Origin of the sequence: Streptomyces sp. NPDC057877 (genome assembly GCF_042796855.1) — a bacterium.
Taxonomy (GTDB): domain Bacteria; phylum Actinomycetota; class Actinomycetes; order Streptomycetales; family Streptomycetaceae; genus Streptomyces.
On record NZ_JBHVMS010000006.1, the window covers coordinates 369,254 to 392,100 of the forward strand.

Genomic DNA, 22,847 nt, shown 5'->3' on the forward strand with positions numbered 1-22,847 from the left:
CGCCGGGCTCCCCGGGTACGCCGCCCGGCTCCCCGGCTGTGCCGCCAGGCTTTCCGGATACGCCGCCCGGCCCCCCGGCTGTGCCGCCAGGCTTTCCGGATACGCCGCCCGGCCCCCCGGCTGTGCCGCCCGGCCCCGACCTCGAACGCTGGCGCCTGATCCTCGGCTCCCCCGCCGACCGCCACACCGGCCCCCCGCGCGGCCGGGCCGCCGCCCGGGACGCCGCCCTCGACTGGCTCTACGGCCGGGACGAGGAGCTGCGCACGCGCGGGGTCCGCCGCGGCGGGGCCGCCACGTCGCGGGTGGGCGGCTCCGGGCCCTCCCCCGTCACCCCCGTGGACTGGCTGGACGACATCCACCGGCTGTTCCCCAAGGAGACGGTGGAGCGGCTGGAGCGGGACGCCGTCGAGCAGTACGGGATCAACGAGATCGTCACCGACCCGGACGTCCTCGCCCGCGTCGAGCCCAGCCAGACCCTGCTCCGGGCCGTCCTGCGCACCAGGCACCTGATGAACCCCCAGGTCCTGGCAGTGGCCCGGCGGATCGTGGAGACCGTCGTACGGGAGTTGCTGGAGCGGCTGCGACCGGAGGTGCACCGTGCCTTCAGCGGCTCCCGGTCCCGCCGCCCGAGCCGACTCCCCCTGGCCCGCGACTTCGACTTCAAGGGCACCGTCCGGGCCAACCTCGCCCACTACCAGCCGCGCGAGCGCCGCCTCGTCATCCAGCGCCCGCACTTCCACGCCCGCACCCGCCGCCACCTCGAACAGTGGCAACTCGTACTGCTGGTGGACCAGTCGGGCTCCATGGTCGGCTCAGTCATCCACTCCGCCGTCACCGCCGCCTGCCTGTGGCACCTCCCGGGCCTGCGGACCCACCTGGTCGCCTTCGACGGCAACGTGGTGGACCTGACGGCCGACGTCACCGACCCCGTGGAGCTGCTGATGCGGGTCCAGCTCGGCGGCGGCACCGACATCGCCCGCGCCGTCGACTACGCCGCCGCCCTGGTCGAGAATTCGCGGCGCGCCATCGTCGCCGTGATCTCCGACTTCTACGAGGGCGGCGACTCCTACCGCCTGGTCCGCACCGTGCGCGCCCTGGTCCAGCAGGGCACCACGGTGCTGGGCCTGGCCGCCCTGGACGAGGAGGCCGAGCCCGCCTACGACCGCGGGCTCGGGGAGCGGCTCGCGGCGGCCGGGGCGCACATGGGCGCGATGACGCCGGGACGGCTCGCGGAGTTCGTCGCCGAGAAGGTGGGCCGGGGAGGGCAGGCCTGATGCCGCGCGCCGATCTGCTGGCGCTGACCCCGCAGACGCTCGCCGCGCTGGCCAACCGGGGCCTCGTCAAGCGGGCCGAGAAGGATCTCGCGGCGGGCGTCGTCCCGGCGGTGACGGACGCCGAGGACGGCACCGTACGCGGCCGCTTCCCGGACGGCACCGAGGCGGTGCTGCCACCGGGCCTCGGCATCGACGCCGCGGGGTGCACCTGTGGGGCGACGGGGGTGTGCCGCCATCGCGTCGGGCTGGTGCTGGCGTACCAGCGCACGGCCACCAGCGCACCCAGCAGCACCCCTGCCAACACCCCCACCAGCACCCCCGCCAACACCCCCACCAGCACCTCCACCAGCACCCCCACCAGCACCCCCACCAGCACCCCCACCGGCCCACCCCCCAGCACCGCCACCAAGCCCCCCGACACTCCCACCCCTTGGTCCCCCGCCGAGTTCGACGACGACGCCCTCACCGCCGCCCTGGGCCGCCCGGCCCTGGCCGCCGCCCGCCGCGCCCACGACCGCGGCTACACCGCCCGTCTGCACCGCCCCACCCCCGAGGACCCGGCCCCCCGGGTGGAACTGCCCACCTGCACCGTCCGCTTCCCCGTGCCCCACGAGCTGGCCTACGCCCTCACCGACGCGACCGCCGCCCTGCGCGGCGAGGTCGTGGCCCTGGCGGTGTGGGCGTTCCGCGCGGGGGACGCCCAGCGGGCCACGGACGTGACGGTCGGCGGAGGCGGAACCTCGATGGACGGGACCGCCCGCACCACCGACCCGCTCCCCGCCGCCGTCACCCTCGCCAACGACCTCCTCCTGGACGGCGTACCCGCAGCGGGCCCGGTGTTCGCCGCGTCCCTGCGCCGTGCCGAGGAGGCGCTGACCGCCGCCTCCCAGCACTGGCCCGCGGGAGTCCTGGCGGACCTGCGCGAGCAGGTCGAGGCGTACTCGGCACGCGGCGCCCGCTACACACCGCACCGTCTCGCCGGGCTGCTCGCCGAACTCCACGCCCGGCACCGCGCCGCCCGCCGCGATCCGGTCGGCGTGCTCGGCACCGGCGAGGCGCCGACGACCCCGCTGCGCCGGGTGCGCCTGGTCGCCCTCGGCTGCCGGATCGGTGGCACCGCCCAGGACCGTACGGCCGAGGTCTACTTCGCCCACGCGGACGCCGGTGTCGCGCTGGTGCTGCGCGAGCGGTGGGCGCTGGCCGAGGGCGAGGCGCCCACCGGACACGATCTCGCCTCCCGTCGGCTGCTCGGCTCCCCCCTGCACGCGCTGGCCACGGCGAACGTCGTCAGCGAGCGCACCGCCCGCAGCGCCGACCGCACGGTCTCCGTCTCCCGTGGCCGGGTCGCCGCCACCAGCGTCACCCCGGTCGGCACCGCCTGGACCGAACTGCCCGGCAGCCTGCGGCTGACCGACGTGGCGCGCCACCTCCGGGCGTCGGGCGACCGGCCGCCGCGTCTGATCCGGCCCCGGGTCGCGGCGGAGGCGGTACGGGTGGTGGAGGTGGCCGCCGTCGAGCCGCTCGGCTACGACCCGGCCGCGCAGCACCTGGAGGCGCTCCTCCACGACCCCGCGGGCAACGAGGTCCTGCTCCGCGCCGACCACAACCCGCTCTCCCCGGGCGGCCTGGACGCCCTGTCGGCCGCCCTGCACCAGCACGAGGGCCGGGCCCGCTGCGTCAGCGGGATGCTGCACACGGCCGAGGGCCGGATCGTCCTCTCCCCGCTCGCCGTCCTGACGTCATCCGGTGTCGTCGTCCCCGACCTCGCCCCCGGCGACGGCGACACCGCGCTGCCCCCGGCCCGCCCGCGCCCCACCGACCCGCTGACCGCCGCCCTGGAGTCGGCCCTCGCCGCCCTCGCCGACACCGCCCACCACGGTCTGCGCCACCGCCACGGCACGGCACGTGCCCGCCTCGCCGACACCGCCACCGCACTGCGCCGCACGGGACTGCGCACCGCCGCCCAGCTGCTCGAGGACGCGGACGCGGCGGTCCCGGCCTGGGTGGACGCGTATCTGCACCTGGCCGTGGCCCTGGAGGCGCACCAGCACCAGCACCAGCACCAGCAGAGCCGAACAGCCCTCACGCCTTGACCTTGTCGTGCCGCCCCAGGAAGCGGAAGCCGCCCTCCCGCACCTGGTACAGGAAGGTCGAGCCCACCGGTTGCAGCGCCTGCGTCTTGTCCTGGGCGAAGGCGAGCCGCTTGGCCACCCCGTCATGGCTGAGGCGGAAGATCCGCTCGGCGATCTGACCGGCCTCGATGCCGTCGCCCCCGCCGACGGCGGCGATGGTGCGGGCCACGAGGTGCACGGCGTCGTACGCCTCGGCGGCCCAGCGGCCGGGATCGCCGCCGTAACGACGGCGGTGCGCGGCGGTGAACGCCTTGGCGGCCCGGCCCGCGCCGTACGGCGCCGCGGCGTACGGGGCGCCGAACACCCAGCCCTCGGCCGCGTCGCCCGCCTCCGCCAGGAAGGCGTCCCGCATCACCGACTCGTACCCGGTGCGGGGTCCGGTGAAGCCCTCCGCCGCGAGGGCGCGGGCGCAGGCGGCGGCGCGGCGCGGCGAGGTGCCGACGTAGATGACGGCCCGCATCCGGTCGGCGAGCGCCGCGCGGACGGCCGGGCGGAAGTCATCCTGGTCTGCGGCCACCTGGTAGGCGACGGCCGTGCCTTCGGAGGGCGGTGTCCGCTCCAGGTACCGGGCGCTCTCCCAGGCGGTCTCACCCGCTTCCTGGTCCTCGATGAGGGCGGTGCGTTCGGTGCGGCGCACCCGGGTCAGATAGTCGAGGACCGACAGGTTGCGGTACTCGTAACCCGCCATCGTGGCGCACAGCGTGCGCAGTTCGGTGCGGTCCAGCCCGGCCTGCTCGACGTCGACCGACACCAGCACCACCGGCAGGTCGGCGGTCCCGTACAGCGGTACGGCGGTCTGTGCGGCCCCCTCGGTCGTGGGACCGATGACGGCGCGGACGCCGCGGTCGTCGAGCACCCGGCGGGCCACCTGCTCGGCCCGGCCCGCGTCGCCCTTGTCGTCGTACGTCTTCAGGGCGAGCCGGAAGGCGGCGTCGGCGCGGGCGTTGTGGGCAGCGACGGCGAGCCGCGCCCCGCGCTCGTGCGCCGTACCCGCCGCCCGCTGACCGCCGCTCAGGTCGGCGTGCAGGGCGAGGGTGTGGACCGGCGGGCCACCGGAGGCGCCACCGCCGGTGGCGGAGCTGCGGCGGGCCAGCAGGACGGCGGCACCGGCGCCGGAGGCGGTGAGCACGGCGGCGGCCGAGCCGCCGATCGTCAGGAACCGGCGCCGGGAGGTCCCGGGTACCGTCTCGGCTTCCGCCTCCGGCGCGGTCGGTGCCGTGTCGCGGGGCGGCGGGACCAGGGCGCGGGCCGACCGCTCGGCCACCAGCCGCAGCAGGTCCGGCGGCAGCCAGTCGCCCCGGTCCGGCACCGGAGCGGCGGCGGCCAGCAGGACCTCCCGCAGCGCGGCGGCCGTCGGCCGTGGCCCCGGGTCCTTGGCGAGGCAGGCCGTGACCGCGTCCCGTACGGCGGGCGGCAGCCGGTCGATGCCGGTCAGGTCGGGGTCCTCGTGGACGGTGCGGTACAGCACCGCGGCCGGATCACCGGTGCCGAAGGGCCGCCGCCCCGTGGCGGCGTACGCCAGTACGCAGCCGAGGGAGAACAGGTCGCTGGGCGGCCCCACCGCGGCGTCGGAGGCGCGGGCCTGTTCGGGGGAGAAGTAGCCGGGGGTGCCGATGACCGCGTCGGGGGCGGTCAGCGCGGTGGTGCCGACGCCGAGGGCGATCCCGAAGTCGATCAGCCGGGGTCCGTCGCGGGCGAGGAGGATGTTGGCGGGCTTGACGTCCCGGTGCACCAGGCCCGTCGTGTGCACCTCGGCCAGCGCCTCCGCGAGCCGGGCGCCGAGGGTGACGACGGTGGGCGGGGGCAGCGGGCCGTGCCCGTCCACGGCCTCGGTGAGCGCCGGGCCGGGCACGAAGGCGGTGGCGAGCCAGGGCTCGCGCGCCTCCGCGTCGGCCGCCGTCACCGGCACCACCCAGCGCCCGGTGAGCCCGGTGGCCAGCCGCACCTCGCGGCGGAACCGGGCCCGGAACGCCGGGTCGGCGGCGTACTCGGCGCGGATCATCTTCAGGGCCCGCAGGGCACCGTCGGGGGTGCGGGCCAGGTACACGGTGCCCATGCCGCCGGTGCCGAGCCGGGCGAGCAGCCGGTGCCCGCCCAGGGTCTCGGGGTCGTCGGCTCTCAGTGCGCGCATGCCGCCCTCACGTCACTCGGGGACGGCGACCGGGCCGACGTAGGCGAACCGGCCGCCGTCGACGCGGTAGTGGTGGACGGTGGTGGGCTTGAGCCGGTTGTGGGTGAAGGTGTAGATCCCGGTCAGCCCCTTGTACCGGGCCTTGGTGATGGCGTCGGCGATCTGTGCCCGGTTGGGGCGCTTGCCGTGCGTTCCGGCGAGGGCGGTGAGCCTGCTGACGACGAGGCGGGTGGCGTCGTACGCCTCGGCCCCCCAGATGCCCGGGGCGCTGCCGTACCGCTCGCGGTGGGCGGTGGCGAAGGCCCGTACCGACTTGGCCTTCGGCTCGATGTACGGCGTCAGGACCTGCCAGCCGTCGGCCGCGGTGTCCGCCGCGGCGGTGAACGACTCGGTGGCGGCGCTCATGTCGAGGAACCGGGGCCCGGTGAAGCCGCGTTCGGCCAGGGTCCGGGCGATCGCGGCGCCCCGTTCGGGGGTGCCGGTGTAGTAGAAGCCGTCGATGTCGTGGGCGAGCATGTCGTCGACGACCGCCGTGGCGTCGGTGGCGGCGCTCGGCACGACCCGGGAGTACAGGTTCAGCCGCATGCCCTTGGCGGCGCTCTGGGTGATCAGCGAGTGCTCCATGCCGATGACGCCGCCCGCGCGGTCGACCAGCAGCCCCGGCCGGAACGAGCCCTGGGTGCCGAGGACGGCCACGGTCGTGAAGGAGGCGTACGCCACCACGGGGGCGGCCTGGAAGTAGCGTTGCGGCTGGGTCAGCGTCGCGATGGCGGCGTTGGTCGACACCTCGGACACGGTCACCAGCGGCACACCGGCGGCCTCGTAGATCTCCAGGGCGGCCACGGTCGAGGTGTAGCCGGTGGGGCCGAGCGCGGCGAGCAGTTGACGGTCGCCGGTCAGCTGCCGGGCCACCCGCCGTGCGCGGACCGCGTCGCCCCGGTCGTCCACCACCCGCAGATCGAGGGTGAACGGTTTGTCGTCGTCGGAGTTGAACTGCTCCACGGCCAGCCGCACCGCACGCTCCTGGGCCCGTCCGATCTCCCGCTGCGGTCCGCTCAGATCCGCCTGGAGACCGATCGTCCAGGCCTGGTCGGCGGGGGTGTCCTCGTCGCCCCCGCGCAGCGCCGCCCACAGCCCCGCGCCGCCGCCCGCCGCGAGCAGGGCGGCGCCGCCCGCGCCGAGCAGGAGTACCCGCCGACGCCCCATCGGCTCCTTGGACTCCTTGGACTCCTCGGGCACCAGCGTCGGCTCGACTCCGGGCAGGGCGAGCATCTCGGCGGACCGTTCGGCGACCATCTCGACCACGGCGTCCGGCAGCCAGGCGAGGGAGCCCTCGGGGGCGTCCTCCACCAGCGCCGCGTCCACCTCCTCGACGGTGGGCCGTGCCTCGGGGTCCTTCGCCAGGCACCGCAGCAGCAGCGCCCGCAGTTCGTCGTCCGCCACGCCGTCCAGTTCGGGCTCGTCGTGGACGGTGCGGTAGAGCAGCGCGTCCACCGCGCCGGTGCCGAAGGGCGGCTGCCCGGTGGCGGCGTACAGCAGCACACAGGCCAGCGAGAACACATCGCTCGCCGGGCCCACCCGCTGCCCGCGCGCCTGCTCGGGGGAGAGGAACCCCGGCGTCCCCACGACCAGGCTGTCCGAGGTGAGGGCGGTCTCCTCCACGGCCGTGGGCCGCGCGATACCGAAGTCGATCAGCCGGGGGCCGTCCGGCGCGAGCAGCACATTGCCGGGCTTGACGTCCCGGTGCACCAGTTCCGCCTCGTGCACCGCCGCCAGCGCCCGCGCCAGCACCTTGCCCAGCACCCGCACCGCCCGCGCGGGCAGCGGCCCGCACGCCATGACGGCCTCGCCCAGCGAGGGGCCGGGCACGAAGGCGGTCGCCAGCCAGGGCACGTCGGCCTCGGTGTCGGCCCCGAGCACCGGCACCACCCAGGGGCTGTCCACCCGCCGCGCCGACTCCGCCTCCCGTCGGAACCGCGCCCGGAACTCCGGCTGGTCGGCGTACTCGGGCTGGATGGCCTTGACGGCGGCGAGATCCCCGCCCTCCGCCACGCGGGCCAGGTACACCACGCCCATACCGCCCGCGCCCAGCCGCCCCAGCAGCCGGTGCCCGCCCAGCCGCGACGGGTCGCCCGGAACCAACCGCTCCATCACGCACCGCCCTTGGTGTCCTGGCCGGAGTCCCCCACGGGCCGCCCGATCTCGTCCTGCAACCGCACCATCATCGTGGGGAGTGCTCCCCCGGCCATGTCGCTCAGCTCGGCCTCATCGCGCCCCCGGCCGCCGCACACCGACGTGCTGATCACCACCGACCCCTGCTGGGCCTGCTGCCAGTCGTAGGGGTACGGCCCGCCGTGGGTGTCGCTGACGCACTGTCCGCTCTCGATCAGCAGGTCGTCGCTGTGGTTGTTGCCGCCCTCGCCCGCGGCGTGCGCGGACGACGTCAGTTCGACCAGCCGCTCCCCCTGCCGCAGGGTCTGCTCCTGGCAGCCGAGCGCCTCCTCCAGCATCCCGGCCTGCTCCCACGCCGCGTCCAGCGCCGTGCGGTGCACCGTGACGGTGGCCGACATCCGCACCGTGCCCTTGCCGCCACCGGCGGGGATGACGTAGTGCCGGGTCAGCGTGGCCAGTACGTCGTCGGGGAGCACCTCCCGCTGCCAGACACAGTCCTCACCGAGCACCGCCCAACGGCTCGGATCACTCTCGTACGGCGTCCCCCGCTCCGCCTGCGACCCGAACAGTTCGGGCCCTCCGATCACCCTCCGGATCAGCGCCCGTGCCTCGGCCTCGGTGCCGGGCTGCTTGTCCGGGTCGGCCTGGATGGTGGGCGAGGTGACGGGCTCGGGTTCGGTCTCGCCACCGGGCTCGGGTTCGGCCTCGCCACCGGGCTCGGCGGACTGGCTGGCGCCGCTGGCGGCCTTGGTGTTCCCGGCTCCCTTCCCCGCCCCCGGGTCATTGGTGCAACCACCCGCTAAGACCCCGCCCACCACCAAGGCGCAGCAGACGCTGAGCACCCGCGCATGCTCCACGCCCTCACCCCCACTTTCGTGTTCCGGTTCCGGCGGCCGTGGTCGAGGGCCGCCTCGTCATGCCCGTACCGATGCGGTGCGGGTCACCGGTGGTTCCCGTGATCGCGCTTCAGTACGAGTCAACTCTCGCTGAGGGCACGGCAGTTAGGAAGACACGAGAAGATGAAGGTGCGGGGAGGGGGAGGTCAGGCGCCTTCCGTGCGCTGATGACCACGGCGGGCGTCCCGGTCGAAGATCCCGAGGATTTCGCAGGGGCCGCCTTCCGCACCGATGGCGTGCGGCAGCATCGTGGGGAACTCCGCGGCCTGGTTCGTCTCCACGCGGAGCCGCCGGTGCCCCAGCATCAGGACCGCCGTCCCGGACAGCACGACCAGCCACTCCCGGCCCGGGTGCGCGCGCATGCGGGCGGGATTGCCGGGGGGCGGTTCGGTCATCCGCTGCCATACGACGGTCATGCCCGGCTCGGCCTTGATGGGCCAGCGCATCAGCCCGTGCGCGGCGTCGATCATCGGACTGACGACGACGTCGTCGGAGGCCGTCTCGACGAGCTGGTCCAGGGTGGTGTCCAGGGCACGGGCGAGCGTGACGAGGCTGTCCAGCGCGAGGCGGCGCTGGCCGTTCTCGATCCGGCTGAGCGTGGACTGGCTGAGCCGGGCCCGCTGGGCGAGTTCCTCCAGGGACCACCCCTGCGCCACCCGCAGCGCACGGATGCGCTTGCGTACGAGGCTGTCCAGATCGCCTTCGTCTTGCGTCATGCGCAACATCGTATGCGTACCTGGCAACCTCCGCCTAGCGTCGGCACCCATGCACCCGACGACCACACACCCCCAGCCCACACCCCCGACCCCCCGCCAGCTGCGCACGATCCTGACCGCCGTCTGTGTCGCGCTGATGGCGGTCATCGCCTCGGTGTCCGGGCTGAGCGTCGCCCAGCCCGACCTGGCCGTGGCCTTCGACGCCTCGCAGACCACGATCCTGTGGGTCATCAACATCTACACGCTGACCCTGGCGGCACTCCTGCTCCCCCTGGGTGCCCTCGGCGACCGCCTGGGCCGCAAGCCCACGCTGATCACCGGCCTCGCGGTCTTCGGCGTCGCCAGCGCGGCGGCGGGCCTGGCCCCGTCGGCGGAGGTCATGCTCGCCGCACGGCTGCTCAGCGGGGCGGGCGCGGCGATGATCATGCCCGTCACGCTCGCCGTGATCACCTCGACGTTCCCCAAGGAGGAACGCGGCCGGGCGATCGGCGTCTGGACCGGCGTGGCCGGGGGCGGCGGCATCCTCGGCATGTTCCTGTCCGCGGCCCTGGTGGACCTGGCCACCTGGCGCTGGCTGTTCGCGCTCCCCGTCCTCCTGGTCGCGGTGTCGCTCGTGATGGCGCTGCGCGCGGTCCCCAACTCCCGGGAGTCCTCCGCCCGCCCCTACGACACCGTCGGCGCGCTGACCTCCGCCGTCGCGGTGGTCGGCCTGATCTACGTCCTCCAGGAGGCCCCGGAGCACGGCTGGCTGGCCCCCGCCACCCTCCTGGCCCTCGCGGTCGGCCTCACCGCCACGGTCTGCTTCGTGGCCTGGGAACTGCGCCGCCGGGACGCCGCCCTGCTGGACGTCCGCCTCTTCCGCGAGCGGGCCCTGGCCGGCGGCTCCGTGACACTCCTCGCGGTCTTCGGGGTCCAGGCGGGCATCTTCGTGGTCCTCTTCCCGTTCCTCCAGGCCGTGCTCGGCTGGTCGGGCCTGCTGTCCACGCTCGCGCTGATGCCGATGGCCGTCCTGATGATGGCGTCCTCGGGCCTCGCCCCTCGGCTGACCGCACGCGTCGGCGCCCGCGCCACCATGGCGACCGGCGTCCTGCTGTCCGCCGCCGGTCTGGCGCTGATGGCGGCCCTGGTCTCCGTCGACGGCGGCTATCCGGCCATCCTCCCCGGCATGCTCGCCATGGGCCTCGGCATGGGCCTGGCGATGACCCCGTCCACGGAGGCCATCACCGGCTCCCTGCCCACCGAGCGGCAGGGCGTCGCCTCCGCCCTCAACGACGTCACCCGCGAGTTCGGCACCGCCCTCGGTGTCGCCCTCCTCGGCGCCCTCCTCTCCTCCGGCTACCGCGACGCCATGGCCGACCACCTCACCGGCGTCCCCGCCGACACGGCCGACACCGCCCGCCAGGGCATCGCCCACGCCGTCGGGACCGCCGACGCCACGGGCACCCCGGCCCTGGCGCACGCCGCCCGGCAGTCCTTCGTCGACGGCTGGCAGCAGGCCATGTGGGTGGGCGTCGCCGTGATGGCCGCCCTGTTCCTGTACGTCGCCACTCGCGGCCCGGCACACCAGGACCGGGCCCGGAACTGAGGGGCGCTCAGAGGTCGTCCACGTCGACCAGCCCGTCCTGGACGGCGCGGGCCACCAGGCTCGCCTTGGTCCGGGCCGGGCGGCCGACGTTCGCGTACTTGATCCGCACCCGGTCCAGATACGAGTTCACCGTCCGCACGGAGAGGCCGAGCCGCTGTGCGACCAGTTCCTTCGACTCCGACTGGAACCACTCGATGAGGACGTCCTCCTCGCGGGCGGAGAGCTGGGGGCGGTCGGCGCGGGCGTTCGTGCCCATCGCACCGGCCAGCGCGGGCGGCGTGTAGGGCCGCTCGTCGGCCGCCGCCAGCGTCGCCTCGACCAGGTGCTCCTGTCCCTCGCTCTTGGTCAGGAAGGTCGCGGCTCCCAGGTCCAGACAGCTCAGCGCGGTCTTCTCGTCGTCCCGCATCGAGTAGACGACCACCTGCCGTCCCGCGTCGACGAGCCGTCGCAGGCTGCCGAAGGCGGGGCCGCTGTCGCCCAGTTGCAGATCCAGCAGCACGACGTCGGCCGTGTTCCCGGGCGCGGTCCAGGCCTCCCCCACGGAGGCCCCGGCCGCGACGACGGTGATGGGCCGCGGCGACGCGGCGTACCACATCCGCACGCCCGAGAGGATGGCGGGATGGTCGTCGACGATGACCACGCTGACCGCCGCGTTGCTACTCATGCCAGATCAACTCCGCAAGCCGCCGTTCTTCTCCAACTGGCCTCCACCCAGACGCTTCCGGCGCGGGCGGTGCGGGTCACGGACACGGGAGGGCGGGACGGGGTGGCCTCTGCCCCGCCACCGCCGTCGCCGCACTCCCCGCTGATCACGCTCACGCGTACCGCGCGGGCGGTCCACACGACCGTCACCCGCGCGGTCTTCCGCGTACGCCCCAAGATCACGGCCACCGGATCGATCAGCGCCCTGCGCACCTCCACGGGCACCTCACCCGGCCGCCCCCGTACGGCCAGGTCCACCGTCGCCCCCCGCTGTTCGGCCACCTCGACACACGCCCGCAACTCGTTCAGCAGCGGATCGGAGACGGCGTCCCCCTCCGCGAACAGACGGCGCATCCGGGCGGCCTCCACACCGCACCGCAGCCTGACCTCCTCGTCGTAGGGACTCAGCACACCGTGCCCGAGGCCCACGAGCAGCGGCACCGTCGTCGCCGTCAGGGCACGGTAGCGCTCCTTGTGGTCCCGCTGGACGTCCTCGTGGATGCGTTCGCGGGTCCGCAGTTCCTCCACCCGCGCGGCGGCGGACTGTGCCACGGGCGCCGTGGCGTGGAGCAGCCGTATCAGTACGGCGACGGAGAGCTGCAAGCCGCAGGTGGCCACCCCGGCGATCCCCATCGCGGCGGTCGGCGCCCCCGACAGGAACACCACCGCCGCGTTGAGCCCCATGTGCGCCCCGAGGAACCCCGCGAACGCCCTGACCCGCAGGTCCGCCAGCAGGAACACCGCGTGCCAGCCCACCAGTCCGAACGCCCAGTCCTCCGCACCCGTCAGCCGCTCCGGCGGAAGCGTGAGCGCGCACACCGCCGACACGCCCAGCACCGAGCCCAGGCTCCACCAGCGCACGTACGGCGGAATCCGCCTGCCCCGCAGCACACAGGCACCCCCGGCCACCGCGACGGCGGCGAGGCAGACGAACGCCGCGGTCTGGGCCCACGCCGGGCGGTACACGTCCTGGTAGGCCGTGAGCTGGCGCAGCGAGATGGCGAACTGCGACACCAGGCTGATGAGCAGCGCGGCCAACTGGGCCCCGTAGAGCAGTTGCCCGCGGATGAGGCGGACGACGGCCGTCTGCTGCGGACGCGGTACGCCCGTCACCCGTGCCTCCCGCGCCCGGTCCTGCCAACGCCACCGCACCCGGGTCCCGGCGCCCGGCTGTGAGACGACGGACGCGGAGCCCCCGACCGCCCGCATCCGGCCGACGACGGAGCCGGAGATGCCCCGCCGCCGCGCGGACACGGCCGCGGGGTCGAAGCCGCGCCCGAAGTCCGCCAGTTCGACGACGACGGTGCCGCCCGCCTCCCCCCATGCCGTCAACTCCGCCTCCCCCACCCCGGCGTGACGGGCCACGTTGCCGACTGCCTCCCGGATCCCGTTGAAGATCGCGAGCCCGGGCCCGGACGGAATCACGAGCGGGCCGTCGATACGTGTCTTCAGCACCACCCTCCCCCGCCCTTCACCCTCGGGTACGCAGCTCAGGAGCACCGCGAGATCGATGTCCCCCGTCTCGAAGCCGGGCGCCGCGGACAGCGCCTCCACGTCCCGCCGGGCCCGCGGAGCCAGCCACGACCAGTCCCGCGCGGCCCCCTGGGAGACCATCAGCAGCGTCGCGCTCGCCGTGTCGTGCAGGGTCGCCAGGTACTCGCGCTCGGTCGCCCTGCGCGCCGCGGCCACCTCGGCCTCCCGACGCGACGCCGCCCGGAGCGCGGCGGCCCGGTCGGCCGCCCTGGCCCGCGCCCGCACGATGAGATAGGCGGCCCTCGACAGACACACCACGACGAACATGCGCACCAGGTAGGCCACCTCGGGACCGTGTCCGGGCGAGGCGAGCACATCGCCCAGCACACAGGCGGCAGCTCCCCACACGGCCAGGACACCCCCGGCCACGGGCCGCCTGGCCCACTCGTGCTGAAAGGTGATGACACTGATGTCGACGATCGCCTCCACCATCACATCCGCCCCCGCCCCACCGAGCACCGGCTGCGACAGCCCGACCACCGCCACCCCGGCCGCGTCCAGCGTCCACAGCAGGGCGTCCGGAAGCGGACGGCGCAGCGCGTACAGACGCACACCACAGGCGAGTACGGCGGGCACCAGCAGCGCCAGCGCGAGAGGGACGTCCGCGGCATCCGCGGAGACCACACCCAGCGCACCGCACAGGAAGACCACGGTGGCCCGGAGCCACACCCCGTACCGCTCGAGGGTCCGGTTCAGCAGGCGCTCACTGGACCGGGGACCGTCCACCGCCCCACCGGCGACGTAGGTGCCCCCGCCGAACCCCACGTACCCCCCAAGCCCCATAGCGCCCAAGGTAATTGACCAGCCAACAAGACCGAACGCGCCTCTCCGGAGAACCCGGCTTGCCGCCTCGCAGGAGTCCGCACATGCGTCCCGCCGCGAGGCGTTGTCCCACGCCCGGCAGGTCCCGCCCGGAAGGCGCCCGACCCTGTACGAGACCACCGAGCGCGAACTGCCCGCTCAGCGGCTCCTCTTCACCCAACCCCACGACACCGCCGCGGCCCCCCGGCTTCCTCCAGGACCCGAGCCACCTGCTCCTCTCCCACCTGAGAACGGCTCCCCAGCCGTCGCCGCTCCCGTCACCCCGCGCTGCTCATGGCGAGGCCGTCGCGCCCACAGAGGCGGTGCCCACAAAACCAGCCTGCGGCACGCAAACAGGGTCGACTCCAATTCGAATCGACCCTGCTTGACCCGCGTGTCTGGCTAGTTCGCCAGGTCCACGCTAATGCGTGCCCTATACATTGAACCGGAACTCCACCACATCCCCGTCCTGCATCACATACTCCTTGCCCTCCATCCGCGCCTTCCCCTTCGCGCGGGCCTCCGCCACCGACCCCGTGGCGATCAGGTCGTCGAAGGAGATGACCTCGGCCTTGATGAAGCCCTTCTGGAAGTCGGTGTGGATGACTCCGGCGGCCTCGGGGGCGGTGGCGCCGCGCTTGATGGTCCAGGCTCGGGACTCCTTGGGGCCGGCGGTGAGGTAGGTCTGGAGGCCGAGGGTGTTGAAGCCGACGCGGGCGAGGGTGGCCAGGCCGGGCTCCTCGGCGCCCACGGACTCCAGGAGTTCCATGGCGTCCTCCTCGTCCAGTTCGGCGAGGTCGGCCTCGAGCTTGGCGTTGAGGAAGATGGCCTCGGCGGGGGCGACCAGGGCGCGCTGTTCGTCCTTGAAGGCCTCGTCGGTCAGTTCGTCCTCATCGACGTTGAAGACGTAGAGGAAGGGCTTCGTCGTGAGGAGGTGCAGGTCGTGGAGGGGCTCCGCGCGCTCGCTGCCCTGGACGATGCCGTGGGCGAAGAGGGTCTCGCCCTGGTCGAGGATCTCCTTGGCCTCCTCCACCGCCTTGACCTTCGACGCGAGGTCCTTCTTGATGCGGGACTCCTTCTGGAGGCGCGGGAGGACCTTCTCGATGGTCTGGAGGTCGGCCAGGATCAGCTCGGTGTTGATCGTCTCGATGTCGTCCTTCGGCGAGACCTTGCCGTCGACGTGCACGACGTTCTCGTCCTTGAAGGCGCGGATGACCTGGCAGATCGCGTCGGACTCGCGGATGTTCGCCAGGAACTTGTTGCCCAGGCCCTCGCCCTCGGAGGCGCCGCGGACGATGCCCGCGATGTCCACGAAGTCGACCGTCGCCGGGAGGATGCGCTCCGACTTGAAGATCGACGCCAGCTGTGCGAGGCGGCCGTCGGGGACGCCGACCACGCCGACGTTGGGCTCGATCGTGGCGAACGGGTAGTTGGCCGCGAGCACGTCGTTCTTGGTCAGGGCGTTGAACAGGGTCGACTTGCCGACATTCGGCAGACCGACGATTCCGATCGTGAGCGACACGTTCTCGACTTCCCGTGCGTGAGGAGGGGGCCCAGAGGGCCAGGCAGGACCAGGCTGGCCGATCCCCCAGTCTACGGGGTGCCCGGCCGGGGGCAGGCGAACAGTCGAACGCTTCGGCAAGGTCCGGGCTACGGCGTGTCCGAGAGCCCATTCGGCACATTAAACGACCTAAGTTGGTCCAGTGGAGCAACACAGGACGCGACCTCCTCAGCACGGACCGCGACGCGGGACGACCTCGCTGCCGCCACAGATGGGGCGGGGTGGGGTTCGTTCTGCCCGACCAGCGGGCGGTAGCACCAGCCGACGGCCCGCGCCCGGTCCGCAGGGCGTGCGGCGGATGCCCAATCCGCGGCTCACCGGGCTCGGGTGCGGACTGTTCTGTGCCGCCGTGATGATCGTGCTCGGGTGTCTGACGCGGTTGCTGTTCGGGGCCTCGCCCACCGTCTACGGCGTGCTGTTCCTGCCCGTGTGCCTGCTGAGCGCGGTGTGGGTGCGCAAGGGGGACCTGACGAGCGCGCCGGTCGTGGTGCCGATCGCCTTCGCCGCCGGGATGATCTTCGTCGCCGACAGCGGGGACGGTTTCGGGGGGCGTGTCGTGGGGCTGGTGACCGCGCTGGCCACCGAGGCCGGGTGGCTGTACGGGGGGACGCTCGTCGCCGGGGTGATCGTGACCGTACGGAAGGTGCGGCTCATGGCGCGACGCCGGGCCGCCGCCGTGGCCGCCCGGCGTGTCACCGGCTGAGTCTCAGCCTCTGTCCGCCGCGCGCATCGCCGCGCCCACGATGCCCGCGTTGTTCTGGAGCTGCGCCGGGACGATCTCCGCCTTGATGCCCTCGATGTAGTGCAGGAACTTCTCCGACTTACGGCTGACGCCACCGCCGATGATGAACAGCTCCGGGGAGAACAGCATCTCGACGTGCGCGAGGTACTTCTGCACGCGCTGGGCCCAGTGCTCCCAGCTCAGGCCGTGGTCCTCCTTGGCCTTGCTGGAGGCGCGCTTCTCCGCGTCGTGGCCGTGCAGTTCCAGGTGGCCCAGTTCCGTGTTAGGGACCAGTCGTCCCTCGACGAAGACCGCGCTGCCGATGCCGGTGCCGAAGGTGAGGAGGATGACCGTGCCCTTGCGGTCGCGTCCGGCGCCGAAGGCCATCTCGGCCACGCCCGCCGCGTCGGCGTCGTTGACCACCGTCACCGGCAGGCCGCCCAGGCGGTCACCCAGCAGGGCGCGGGCGTCGGTGTCGATCCAGCCCTTGTCGACGTTGGCCGCCGTACGGATCGTGGCGCCGCCGGTGACGACGCCGGGGAAGGTGATGCCCACCGGTCCGGTCCAGCCGAAGTGGTCGACGACCTGCTGCACGCCGTCGGCCACCGCGTCCGGCGTGGCCGGTTGCGGGGTCAGCACCTTGCACCGCTCGTCCGCCAAGTCGCCCCTGTCCAGGTCGACAGGGGCGCCCTTGATCCCTGATCCGCCGATGTCCACGCCGAAGATCTGCATGGCACCACGTTACGACGGACCACTGACAGTCACGTACCGGGTGTTCACTCCCCGGACGCGGCGTTGCCTCCGGTGCGCTCCGCGATCAGGGTCGCGGCCTCCTCGCGCAGGTCACGGCGGAGTTCCTTGGGGAGCGAGAAGGTGATCGATTCCTCCGCCGCCTTCACGATCTCCACGTCCTCGAAGCCACGCTGCGTGAGCCACTCCAGGACCTCCTCGACCAGGACCTCCGGGACGGAGGCGCCGGAGGTGACCCCGACCGTGCTGACGCCCTGCAGCCACGCCTCGTCGATCTCGTCGGCGAAGTCCACCAGATACGCCTCACGGGCACCGGCGAGCTTGGCGACCTCGACCAGCCGCTTAGAGTTGGAGGAGTTGCGGGAGCCGACGACGATCACCAGCTCGGCCTCGGCGCCCATCTGCTTCACGGCGAGCTGACGGTTCTGCGTGGCGTAGCAGATGTCGTCGCTGGGCGGGGAGATCAGCTGCGGGAACTTCTCCTTGAGCGCGTCGACCGTCTCCATCGTCTCGTCGACGGAGAGCGTGGTCTGGGAGAGCCAGACGACCTTCGACGGGTCGCGGACCTCGACCTTCGCCACGTCGCCGGGCCCGTCGACGAGCTGGATGTGGTCGGGGGCCTCGCCGGAGGTGCCGATGACCTCCTCGTGGCCCTCGTGGCCGATCAGGAGGATGTCGTAGTCCTCGTTCGCGAAGCGGACGGCTTCCTTGTGGACCTTGGTGACCAGCGGGCAGGTGGCGTCGATGGTGGCGAGCTTCCCGCGCTCGGCCTCCTCGTGGACGACGGGGGCCACGCCGTGCGCGGAGAACATCACGATGTTCCCCGGGGGGACCTCCTCCGTCCGCTCGACGAAGACGGCGCCCTTCTTCTCCAGGGTCTGGACGACGTACTTGTTGTGGACGATCTCGTGCCGGACGTAGACCGGAGCCCCGTACTGCTCCAGGGCTTTCTCGACGGCGATCACGGCGCGGTCCACACCCGCGCAGTAGCCTCGGGGGGCGGCGAGCAGGACACGGCGGCCAGGCGAAGCAGTCATGCGTCCCATCGTAAGGCCGCCCCCGGTGGCGGACGGATCACCACTGCCGCGCGGGCAGGGGCACGCGCGGGGGCGCACCCCGCCCGGCCCCGCGCACCGCCCTTCGATGTCGGTGCCTGCGGCTACGCTCGCGGCATGGCTCTCAACACGTCCGCGCACACACCACTGCCCGTCGGTGAGGTCTCGCGGCTCATCGGGGGGTGGATCGACCGGCTCGGCGCCGTGTGGGTCGAGGGGCAGATCACGCAGCTGTCGCGGCGGCCGGGCGCGGGTGTGGTGTTCCTGACGCTGCGGGATCCCTCGTACGACATCTCGGTGAGCGTCACCTGCTACCGGCAGGTGTTCGACGCCGTGGCCGACGTGGTGAGCGAGGGCGCGCGGGTCGTCGTCCACGCGAAGCCGGAGTGGTACGCCCCGCGCGGGCAGCTCTCGCTGCGGGCGGCGGAGATACGGCCGGTGGGGGTCGGGGAGCTGCTCGCGCGGCTGGAGCAGCTGAAGAAGGCGCTCGCCGCGGAGGGGCTGTTCGCGGCGGAGCGCAAGAAGCCGCTGCCGTTTCTGCCTCAGCTGATCGGGCTGGTCTGTGGCCGGGCCTCCGCGGCCGAGCGGGACGTGCTGGAGAACGCCCGGCATCGCTGGCCCGCCGTCCGCTTCGAGGTGCGCAACGTGGCGGTGCAGGGCGTGCACGCCGTGCCGCAGGTGGTGCAGGCCGTGAAGGAGCTGGACGCCCTCGACGACGTGGACGTGATCATCGTGGCGCGCGGGGGCGGCAGCGTGGAGGATCTGCTGCCGTTCTCCGACGAGCAGGTGGTGCGGGCGGTGGCCGCCTGCCGTACGCCGGTGGTGTCCGCCATCGGGCACGAGCCCGACAACCCCCTGCTCGACCACGTCGCCGATCTGCGGGCCTCGACGCCCACCGACGCCGCGAAGAAGGTCGTACCGGACGTCGGTGAGGAGTACGAGCGGGTACGGCTGCTGCGGGACCGCGCGCGGCGCTGTGTGCAGGCCTATCTCGACCGGGAGGAGCGCGGGCTCGCGCACGCGCTCGCGCGGCCGTCCATAGAGGACCCGCACCGGATGATCGACGAGCGCGCCGACCAGGTCGCGTCGCTGCTCGACCGGGGCCGCCGCTGCTTCGGGCATCAGCTCGATCGCGCCCACTCGGACCTCACGCACACGCACGCGCGCGTGGTGGCCCTCTCCCCCGCGGCCACCCTGCAGCGGGGCTACGCGGTCCTCCAGAAGACGGACGGCCATGTCGTCCGCACCCCCGACGACGTCACCGCCGACGAGCCGCTGCGGGCGCGGGTGGCCGAGGGCGAGTTCTCCGTACGAGTCGACACGAAGGTGAGCGAATGACCAGCAGGACGGACGAGGCGCTCGGGTACGAGCAGGCACGCGACGAGCTGATCGACGTCGTACGGCGGCTGGAGGCGGGCGGTACGACGCTGGAGGAGTCGCTCGCGCTCTGGGAGCGGGGCGAGGAGCTGGCGAAGGTGTGCCGCCGCTGGCTGGACGGGGCCCGGGCGCGGCTCGACGCGGCGCTGGCGGAGGAGGAGGCTGCGGAGGCCGCCGGGGACGAGGACGACGGCGAGGAGTCGTAACAGCCGGTTCCAGGGCGTCGTACCCGCGGGGGTCGTATCGCGGCTGTCGCAGCCCACGTGCCGTAGCGCGGGCGTAGCGCGGGCGCCGTAGCGCGGGTGCCGTGGCGCGGGTGCCGTGGCGCGGGTGCCGTGGCGGGTGCCTGTGAAGCGGATCACCACGTTCCCATTTTGATTGAACGTTGAACTTCTAGTGGGTAGTGTCGACGACGTCAGCCGATCCCCCCGGACCGACACATCGAGAAAGTCGAACCATGTCCCTCGTTCTTGACCCCGCCGCCCAGGACCTGCTCTTCCGCGAGGCCCGCACCGCGAACACCTTCACCGACGAGCCCGTCACCGACGAGCAGATCCAGGCCGTCTACGACCTGATCAAGTACGGCCCCACGTCGATGAACCAGTCCCCGCTGCGGATCACCCTGGTCCGCTCGGCCGAGGCCCGCGAGCGTCTGGTCGACCTGATGGCCGACGGCAACAAGGAGAAGACCGGCAAGGCCCCGCTGGTCGCGATCCTCTCCGCGGACAACGAGTTCCACCACGAGCTGCCGACGCTGTTCCCGCACTTCGAGGGCGCCAAGGACATGTTCGAGGGCCTCGGCCGCGAGGCCCGCGAGCCCCAGGCCACGATGAACGCCGCGCTCCAGGCCGCCTACTTCGTCATCGGCCTGCGCGCCGCCGGGCTGGCCGCGGGTCCGATGACCGGCGCCGACCTGGAGGGCGTCCGCAAGGAGTTCCTGGACGACGACCACACCCCGCTGATGATCGTCAACATCGGCAAGCCGGGCCCGGACGCGTGGTTCCCGCGCTCCCCTCGACTGGCGTACGACGAGGTCGTCACCACCGTCTGACACGCACGCGCGCGTGCCCGCAGGAAACGAGAAGACCCCCGGTGCCCACCGGGGGTCTTCTCGCTTCCTGCGTGCACGGCATCTCACGCACTACGACATCTTCAGCGCCCCAGCCATCTCCACCAACTGCTCGAACGACCCCGTCCCGGCCACCACGGTCGTCGAGCCCTTGTCCGCCTCGCCCTGCTCCAGCACCAGCGCGTCGTACCGACCGCCGGTGTACCGGGTCCAGGTGCGCCCGCCGATCTCCTCGGTGGCCTTGGTCTCGGAGGAGCCCTGGCTGGCCTTCTCGATGTACTTCGCCCGCTTCTGAGTGGACTGGCCGACCGCCACGTACTCCCCGTCGGGGGCGTGGAAGCCCAGGTGCCAGGTGTGGTGGGGCTCGCCCTGGTACCGGACGGAGGTGGGCTTCCAGCTCTCCGGCAGACCCTCCGGGGCCGCCACCGGGTAGGCGGCGGCGCGGCGTGCCGTCAGCAGCTCGATGCGGTAGTCCACCCGGGGAAGGTCGGGCTCCTTGTCGTCGTGCGGGGTGAAGATGTAGATGACCCCGGCCGCGAGCAGGCTCACCGAGAGGGAGAGCACCATGCCGCGGATCGTTCTCTGCTTTCGATTCGTCCCTGCCACGCCCTCTATCGTCGCAGGTGGCCCACTCCGCTCATCCGTGGGGTGCCCTGCTCATTTTGTCGGCCTGAGGATAGAGTCAGCGCCAACACCCTCATCCGGCCGTCGTCGTATCAGAAAGGTGCGCTCCGATGACCGAGCATCATCTGCCGTCCGAACTCGATGTCCCCTCCGAGGCCCCCGACCGCAACCTCGCCCTGGAACTCGTACGGGTGACCGAAGCCGCGGCGATGGCCGCGGGCCGCTGGGTCGGCCGCGGTGACAAGAACGGCGCCGACGGGGCGGCGGTACGCGCCATGCGCACCCTCGTCTCGACCGTCTCCATGAACGGCGTCGTCGTCATCGGGGAGGGCGAGAAGGACGAGGCCCCGATGCTCTTCAACGGGGAGCGGGTCGGTGACGGCACCGGGCCCGAGTGCGACATCGCCGTCGACCCGATCGACGGGACCACGCTGACCGCCAAGGGCATGCCGAACGCGATCGCCGTCCTCGCGGCGACCGAGCGGGGCTCGATGTTCGACCCGTCGGCCGTCTTCTACATGGACAAGCTGGTCACCGGCCCCGACGCCGCCGACTTCGTCGACATCAACGCGCCCGTGTCGGTGAACATCCGCCGGGTCGCCAAGGCCAAGCGGGCCACGCCCGAGGACGTCACCGTCGTGATCCTGGACCGGCCGCGGCACGCGGGCATCATCGACGAGATCCGGGCGACCGGCGCCCGCATCAAGCTGATCTCCGACGGCGATGTGGCGGGCTCCATCCTCGCGCTGCGCGAGGGCACCGGCGTCGACCTGCTGCTCGGTGTCGGCGGCACGCCGGAGGGCATCATCTCCGCCTGCGCCGTGAAGTGCCTCGGCGGCACGATCCAGGGCAAGCTGTGGCCGAAGGACGACGAGGAGCGGCAGCGGGCGATCGACGCCGGGCACGATCTCGACCGGGTGCTGACCACGGAGGACCTGGTCACCGGGGAGAACGTCTTCTTCGTCGCGACCGGGATCACGGACGGGGAGTTGCTGCGGGGGGTGCGGTACCGGTCGGAGACGGCCACGACCGACTCGATCGTGATGCGGTCCAAGTCGGGGACGGTGCGGAGGATCGACTCCGAGCACCGGCTGAGCAAGCTGCGGGCGTACAGCGCGATCGACTTCGACCGGGCCAAGTGATCGCGCAACAGCGCCGGGTGGGTGCTCACCATGGGCGGGTGCGGGTGTGGTGGGGCTTGTCGCGCAGTTCCCCGCGCCCCTTGGGCGGGCACGCGCCGCCCGCGTGAGAAGTGAAGGGGCGCCCCTGGTGCGGAGGGGCGCCCCTTGCTTCGCCGGGCTGGGTCAGCCCGCTGCCGCTATGCGGTTGGTCGCTCGGGCCGCCTTCTTCAGTTCCATGTCGCGACGGCGGCGCCGGGCGAGGACGACGCGGCGCTCGGCGGCGGTGAGGCCGCCCCAGACGCCGTAGGGCTCGGGCTGGAGCAGGGCGTGTTCGCGGCACTCGACCATGACAGGGCAGCGGCCACAGACGCGCTTGGCCGCCTCCTCGCGGGAGAGCCGGGCGGCGGTGGGCTCCTTGGAGGGGGCGAAGAACAGGCCGGCCTCGTCGCGCCGACACACCGCCTCGGTGTGCCAGGGTGCGTCTTGGTCCCTGTCCCGCACTGGCACCCGCTGGGCCGGAGCGGCAGCTACCTGCGGGGACGAATGCGGCGGTTGCAGCACGGTCTACTCCTGACGACGGCTTCGCGAGCGAGAGACGATGCAGCAAGGTCTACCCGCTGTGCGCGC

At 73.1% G+C, this 22,847-nt stretch carries 19 protein-coding genes; 8 read left to right on the plus strand and 11 right to left on the minus strand.

Annotation, left to right across the window (positions count from 1 at the left end; translation table 11 throughout):
- Positions 1 to 122: 122 nt before the first annotated feature.
- Together ACFVQG_RS20225 and ACFVQG_RS20230 are read left to right on the plus strand one after the other, a co-directional pair.
- Entirely contained in the window at positions 123 to 1,274 is a 1,152-nt protein-coding gene (locus ACFVQG_RS20225) for a VWA domain-containing protein (protein ID WP_383384756.1), read from the plus strand.
- Positions 1,274 to 3,367 (plus strand): hypothetical protein, encoded by a 2,094-nt coding sequence (locus ACFVQG_RS20230; protein ID WP_383384759.1) that lies wholly within the window; start codon positions 1,274 to 1,276, stop codon positions 3,365 to 3,367. The genes ACFVQG_RS20225 and ACFVQG_RS20230 overlap by 1 nt, the downstream gene beginning before the upstream one ends.
- On the opposite strand, the gene ACFVQG_RS20235 is transcribed toward ACFVQG_RS20230, so the two are convergent.
- The 4 genes from ACFVQG_RS20235 to ACFVQG_RS20250 form a co-directional block, all read right to left on the minus strand.
- Entirely contained in the window at positions 3,357 to 5,537 is a 2,181-nt protein-coding gene (locus ACFVQG_RS20235) for a bifunctional serine/threonine-protein kinase/ABC transporter substrate-binding protein (protein WP_383384762.1), read from the minus strand. The two genes, ACFVQG_RS20230 and ACFVQG_RS20235, sit on opposite strands and share 11 nt — an antisense overlap.
- 12 nt (positions 5,538 to 5,549) lie before the next feature.
- On the minus strand, positions 5,550 to 7,688 hold the full coding sequence (locus ACFVQG_RS20240) for a bifunctional serine/threonine-protein kinase/ABC transporter substrate-binding protein (RefSeq protein ID WP_383384766.1): 2,139 nt from the start codon (positions 7,686 to 7,688) through the stop codon (positions 5,550 to 5,552).
- On the minus strand, positions 7,688 to 8,566 hold the full coding sequence (locus tag ACFVQG_RS20245; protein ID WP_383384769.1) for a hypothetical protein: 879 nt from the start codon (positions 8,564 to 8,566) through the stop codon (positions 7,688 to 7,690). The genes ACFVQG_RS20240 and ACFVQG_RS20245 overlap by 1 nt, the downstream gene beginning before the upstream one ends.
- A 185-nt stretch (positions 8,567 to 8,751) precedes the next feature.
- On the minus strand, positions 8,752 to 9,330 hold the full coding sequence (locus tag ACFVQG_RS20250) for a helix-turn-helix domain-containing protein (protein WP_383384772.1): 579 nt from the start codon (positions 9,328 to 9,330) through the stop codon (positions 8,752 to 8,754).
- 40 nt (positions 9,331 to 9,370) lie between these two features.
- Here ACFVQG_RS20250 and ACFVQG_RS20255 point away from each other — a divergent pair, with 40 nt between their 5' ends.
- Positions 9,371 to 10,906, plus strand: a complete 1,536-nt coding sequence (locus tag ACFVQG_RS20255; RefSeq protein ID WP_383384775.1) for an MFS transporter — start codon at positions 9,371 to 9,373, stop codon at positions 10,904 to 10,906.
- 7 nt (positions 10,907 to 10,913) lie between these two features.
- On the opposite strand, the gene ACFVQG_RS20260 is transcribed toward ACFVQG_RS20255, so the two are convergent.
- The 3 genes from ACFVQG_RS20260 to ychF form a co-directional block, all read right to left on the minus strand.
- Positions 10,914 to 11,570: a response regulator gene (locus ACFVQG_RS20260; protein ID WP_383384778.1), complete on the minus strand. Its 657-nt coding sequence runs from the start codon at positions 11,568 to 11,570 to the stop codon at positions 10,914 to 10,916.
- A complete protein-coding gene (locus tag ACFVQG_RS20265; RefSeq protein ID WP_383384781.1) occupies positions 11,567 to 13,924 on the minus strand; it encodes a sensor histidine kinase in 2,358 nt (785 codons plus the stop codon). The genes ACFVQG_RS20260 and ACFVQG_RS20265 overlap by 4 nt, the downstream gene beginning before the upstream one ends.
- A 451-nt stretch (positions 13,925 to 14,375) precedes the next feature.
- Positions 14,376 to 15,464: a redox-regulated ATPase YchF gene (gene ychF, locus ACFVQG_RS20270; protein ID WP_383384784.1), complete on the minus strand. Its 1,089-nt coding sequence runs from the start codon at positions 15,462 to 15,464 to the stop codon at positions 14,376 to 14,378.
- A gap of 337 nt (positions 15,465 to 15,801) precedes the next feature.
- Between ychF and ACFVQG_RS20275 the strand changes: the two genes are divergently transcribed.
- A complete protein-coding gene (locus tag ACFVQG_RS20275) occupies positions 15,802 to 16,206 on the plus strand; it encodes a DUF6542 domain-containing protein (protein WP_383384787.1) in 405 nt (134 codons plus the stop codon).
- A gap of 3 nt (positions 16,207 to 16,209) precedes the next feature.
- Here the strand turns inward: ACFVQG_RS20275 and ppgK are convergent, their stop codons facing one another.
- On the minus strand, positions 16,210 to 16,956 hold the full coding sequence (ppgK, locus tag ACFVQG_RS20280) for a polyphosphate--glucose phosphotransferase (RefSeq protein ID WP_383384792.1): 747 nt from the start codon (positions 16,954 to 16,956) through the stop codon (positions 16,210 to 16,212).
- Between the two features lie 44 nt (positions 16,957 to 17,000).
- A complete protein-coding gene (locus ACFVQG_RS20285) occupies positions 17,001 to 18,020 on the minus strand; it encodes a 4-hydroxy-3-methylbut-2-enyl diphosphate reductase (protein WP_383384795.1) in 1,020 nt (339 codons plus the stop codon).
- Positions 18,021 to 18,146: 126 nt separating this feature from the next.
- Between ACFVQG_RS20285 and xseA the strand changes: the two genes are divergently transcribed.
- The 3 genes from xseA (at position 18,147) to ACFVQG_RS20300 (ending at position 20,457) form a co-directional block, all read left to right on the plus strand.
- Positions 18,147 to 19,367, plus strand: a complete 1,221-nt coding sequence (gene xseA / locus ACFVQG_RS20290) for an exodeoxyribonuclease VII large subunit (protein WP_383384798.1) — start codon at positions 18,147 to 18,149, stop codon at positions 19,365 to 19,367.
- Complete coding sequence (locus ACFVQG_RS20295) at positions 19,364 to 19,612, plus strand: exodeoxyribonuclease VII small subunit (RefSeq protein ID WP_383384801.1); 249 nt, start codon at positions 19,364 to 19,366, stop codon at positions 19,610 to 19,612. Before xseA ends, ACFVQG_RS20295 begins: the two co-directional genes overlap by 4 nt.
- Before the next feature lie 251 nt (positions 19,613 to 19,863).
- Positions 19,864 to 20,457 (plus strand): malonic semialdehyde reductase, encoded by a 594-nt coding sequence (locus tag ACFVQG_RS20300; RefSeq protein WP_383384804.1) that lies wholly within the window; start codon positions 19,864 to 19,866, stop codon positions 20,455 to 20,457.
- Between the two features lie 90 nt (positions 20,458 to 20,547).
- Here the strand turns inward: ACFVQG_RS20300 and ACFVQG_RS20305 are convergent, their stop codons facing one another.
- Positions 20,548 to 21,081 carry a DUF4245 domain-containing protein gene (locus tag ACFVQG_RS20305; protein WP_383384807.1) on the minus strand — a complete coding sequence of 178 codons (534 nt, stop codon included), beginning with the start codon at positions 21,079 to 21,081 and terminating at the stop codon, positions 20,548 to 20,550.
- A gap of 128 nt (positions 21,082 to 21,209) precedes the next feature.
- On the opposite strand from ACFVQG_RS20305, the gene glpX reads away from it, so the two are divergent.
- Entirely contained in the window at positions 21,210 to 22,241 is a 1,032-nt protein-coding gene (glpX, locus tag ACFVQG_RS20310) for a class II fructose-bisphosphatase (RefSeq protein ID WP_383384810.1), read from the plus strand.
- 162 nt (positions 22,242 to 22,403) lie between these two features.
- Here the strand turns inward: glpX and ACFVQG_RS20315 are convergent, their stop codons facing one another.
- Entirely contained in the window at positions 22,404 to 22,781 is a 378-nt protein-coding gene (locus ACFVQG_RS20315) for a WhiB family transcriptional regulator (protein ID WP_383384813.1), read from the minus strand.
- Positions 22,782 to 22,847: the final 66 nt, after the last annotated feature.

Coding starts and splice junctions, on each gene's coding strand:
- ACFVQG_RS20250 (WP_383384772.1), bottom strand. CDS start 9,330: ATGTTGCGCATGACGCAAGACGAAGGCGATCTGGACAGCCTCGTACGC.
- ACFVQG_RS20230 (WP_383384759.1), top strand. CDS start 1,274: ATGCCGCGCGCCGATCTGCTGGCGCTGACCCCGCAGACGCTCGCCGCG.
- ACFVQG_RS20255 (WP_383384775.1), top strand. CDS start 9,371: ATGCACCCGACGACCACACACCCCCAGCCCACACCCCCGACCCCCCGC.
- glpX (WP_383384810.1), top strand. CDS start 21,210: ATGACCGAGCATCATCTGCCGTCCGAACTCGATGTCCCCTCCGAGGCC.
- ACFVQG_RS20260 (WP_383384778.1), bottom strand. CDS start 11,570: ATGAGTAGCAACGCGGCGGTCAGCGTGGTCATCGTCGACGACCATCCC.
- ACFVQG_RS20265 (WP_383384781.1), bottom strand. CDS start 13,924: ATGGGGCTTGGGGGGTACGTGGGGTTCGGCGGGGGCACCTACGTCGCC.
- ppgK (WP_383384792.1), bottom strand. CDS start 16,956: ATGCAGATCTTCGGCGTGGACATCGGCGGATCAGGGATCAAGGGCGCC.
- ACFVQG_RS20275 (WP_383384787.1), top strand. CDS start 15,802: ATGCCCAATCCGCGGCTCACCGGGCTCGGGTGCGGACTGTTCTGTGCC.
- ACFVQG_RS20295 (WP_383384801.1), top strand. CDS start 19,364: ATGACCAGCAGGACGGACGAGGCGCTCGGGTACGAGCAGGCACGCGAC.
- xseA (WP_383384798.1), top strand. CDS start 18,147: ATGGCTCTCAACACGTCCGCGCACACACCACTGCCCGTCGGTGAGGTC.
- ACFVQG_RS20240 (WP_383384766.1), bottom strand. CDS start 7,688: ATGGAGCGGTTGGTTCCGGGCGACCCGTCGCGGCTGGGCGGGCACCGG.
- ACFVQG_RS20285 (WP_383384795.1), bottom strand. CDS start 18,020: ATGGGACGCATGACTGCTTCGCCTGGCCGCCGTGTCCTGCTCGCCGCC.
- ACFVQG_RS20300 (WP_383384804.1), top strand. CDS start 19,864: ATGTCCCTCGTTCTTGACCCCGCCGCCCAGGACCTGCTCTTCCGCGAG.
- ACFVQG_RS20235 (WP_383384762.1), bottom strand. CDS start 5,537: ATGCGCGCACTGAGAGCCGACGACCCCGAGACCCTGGGCGGGCACCGG.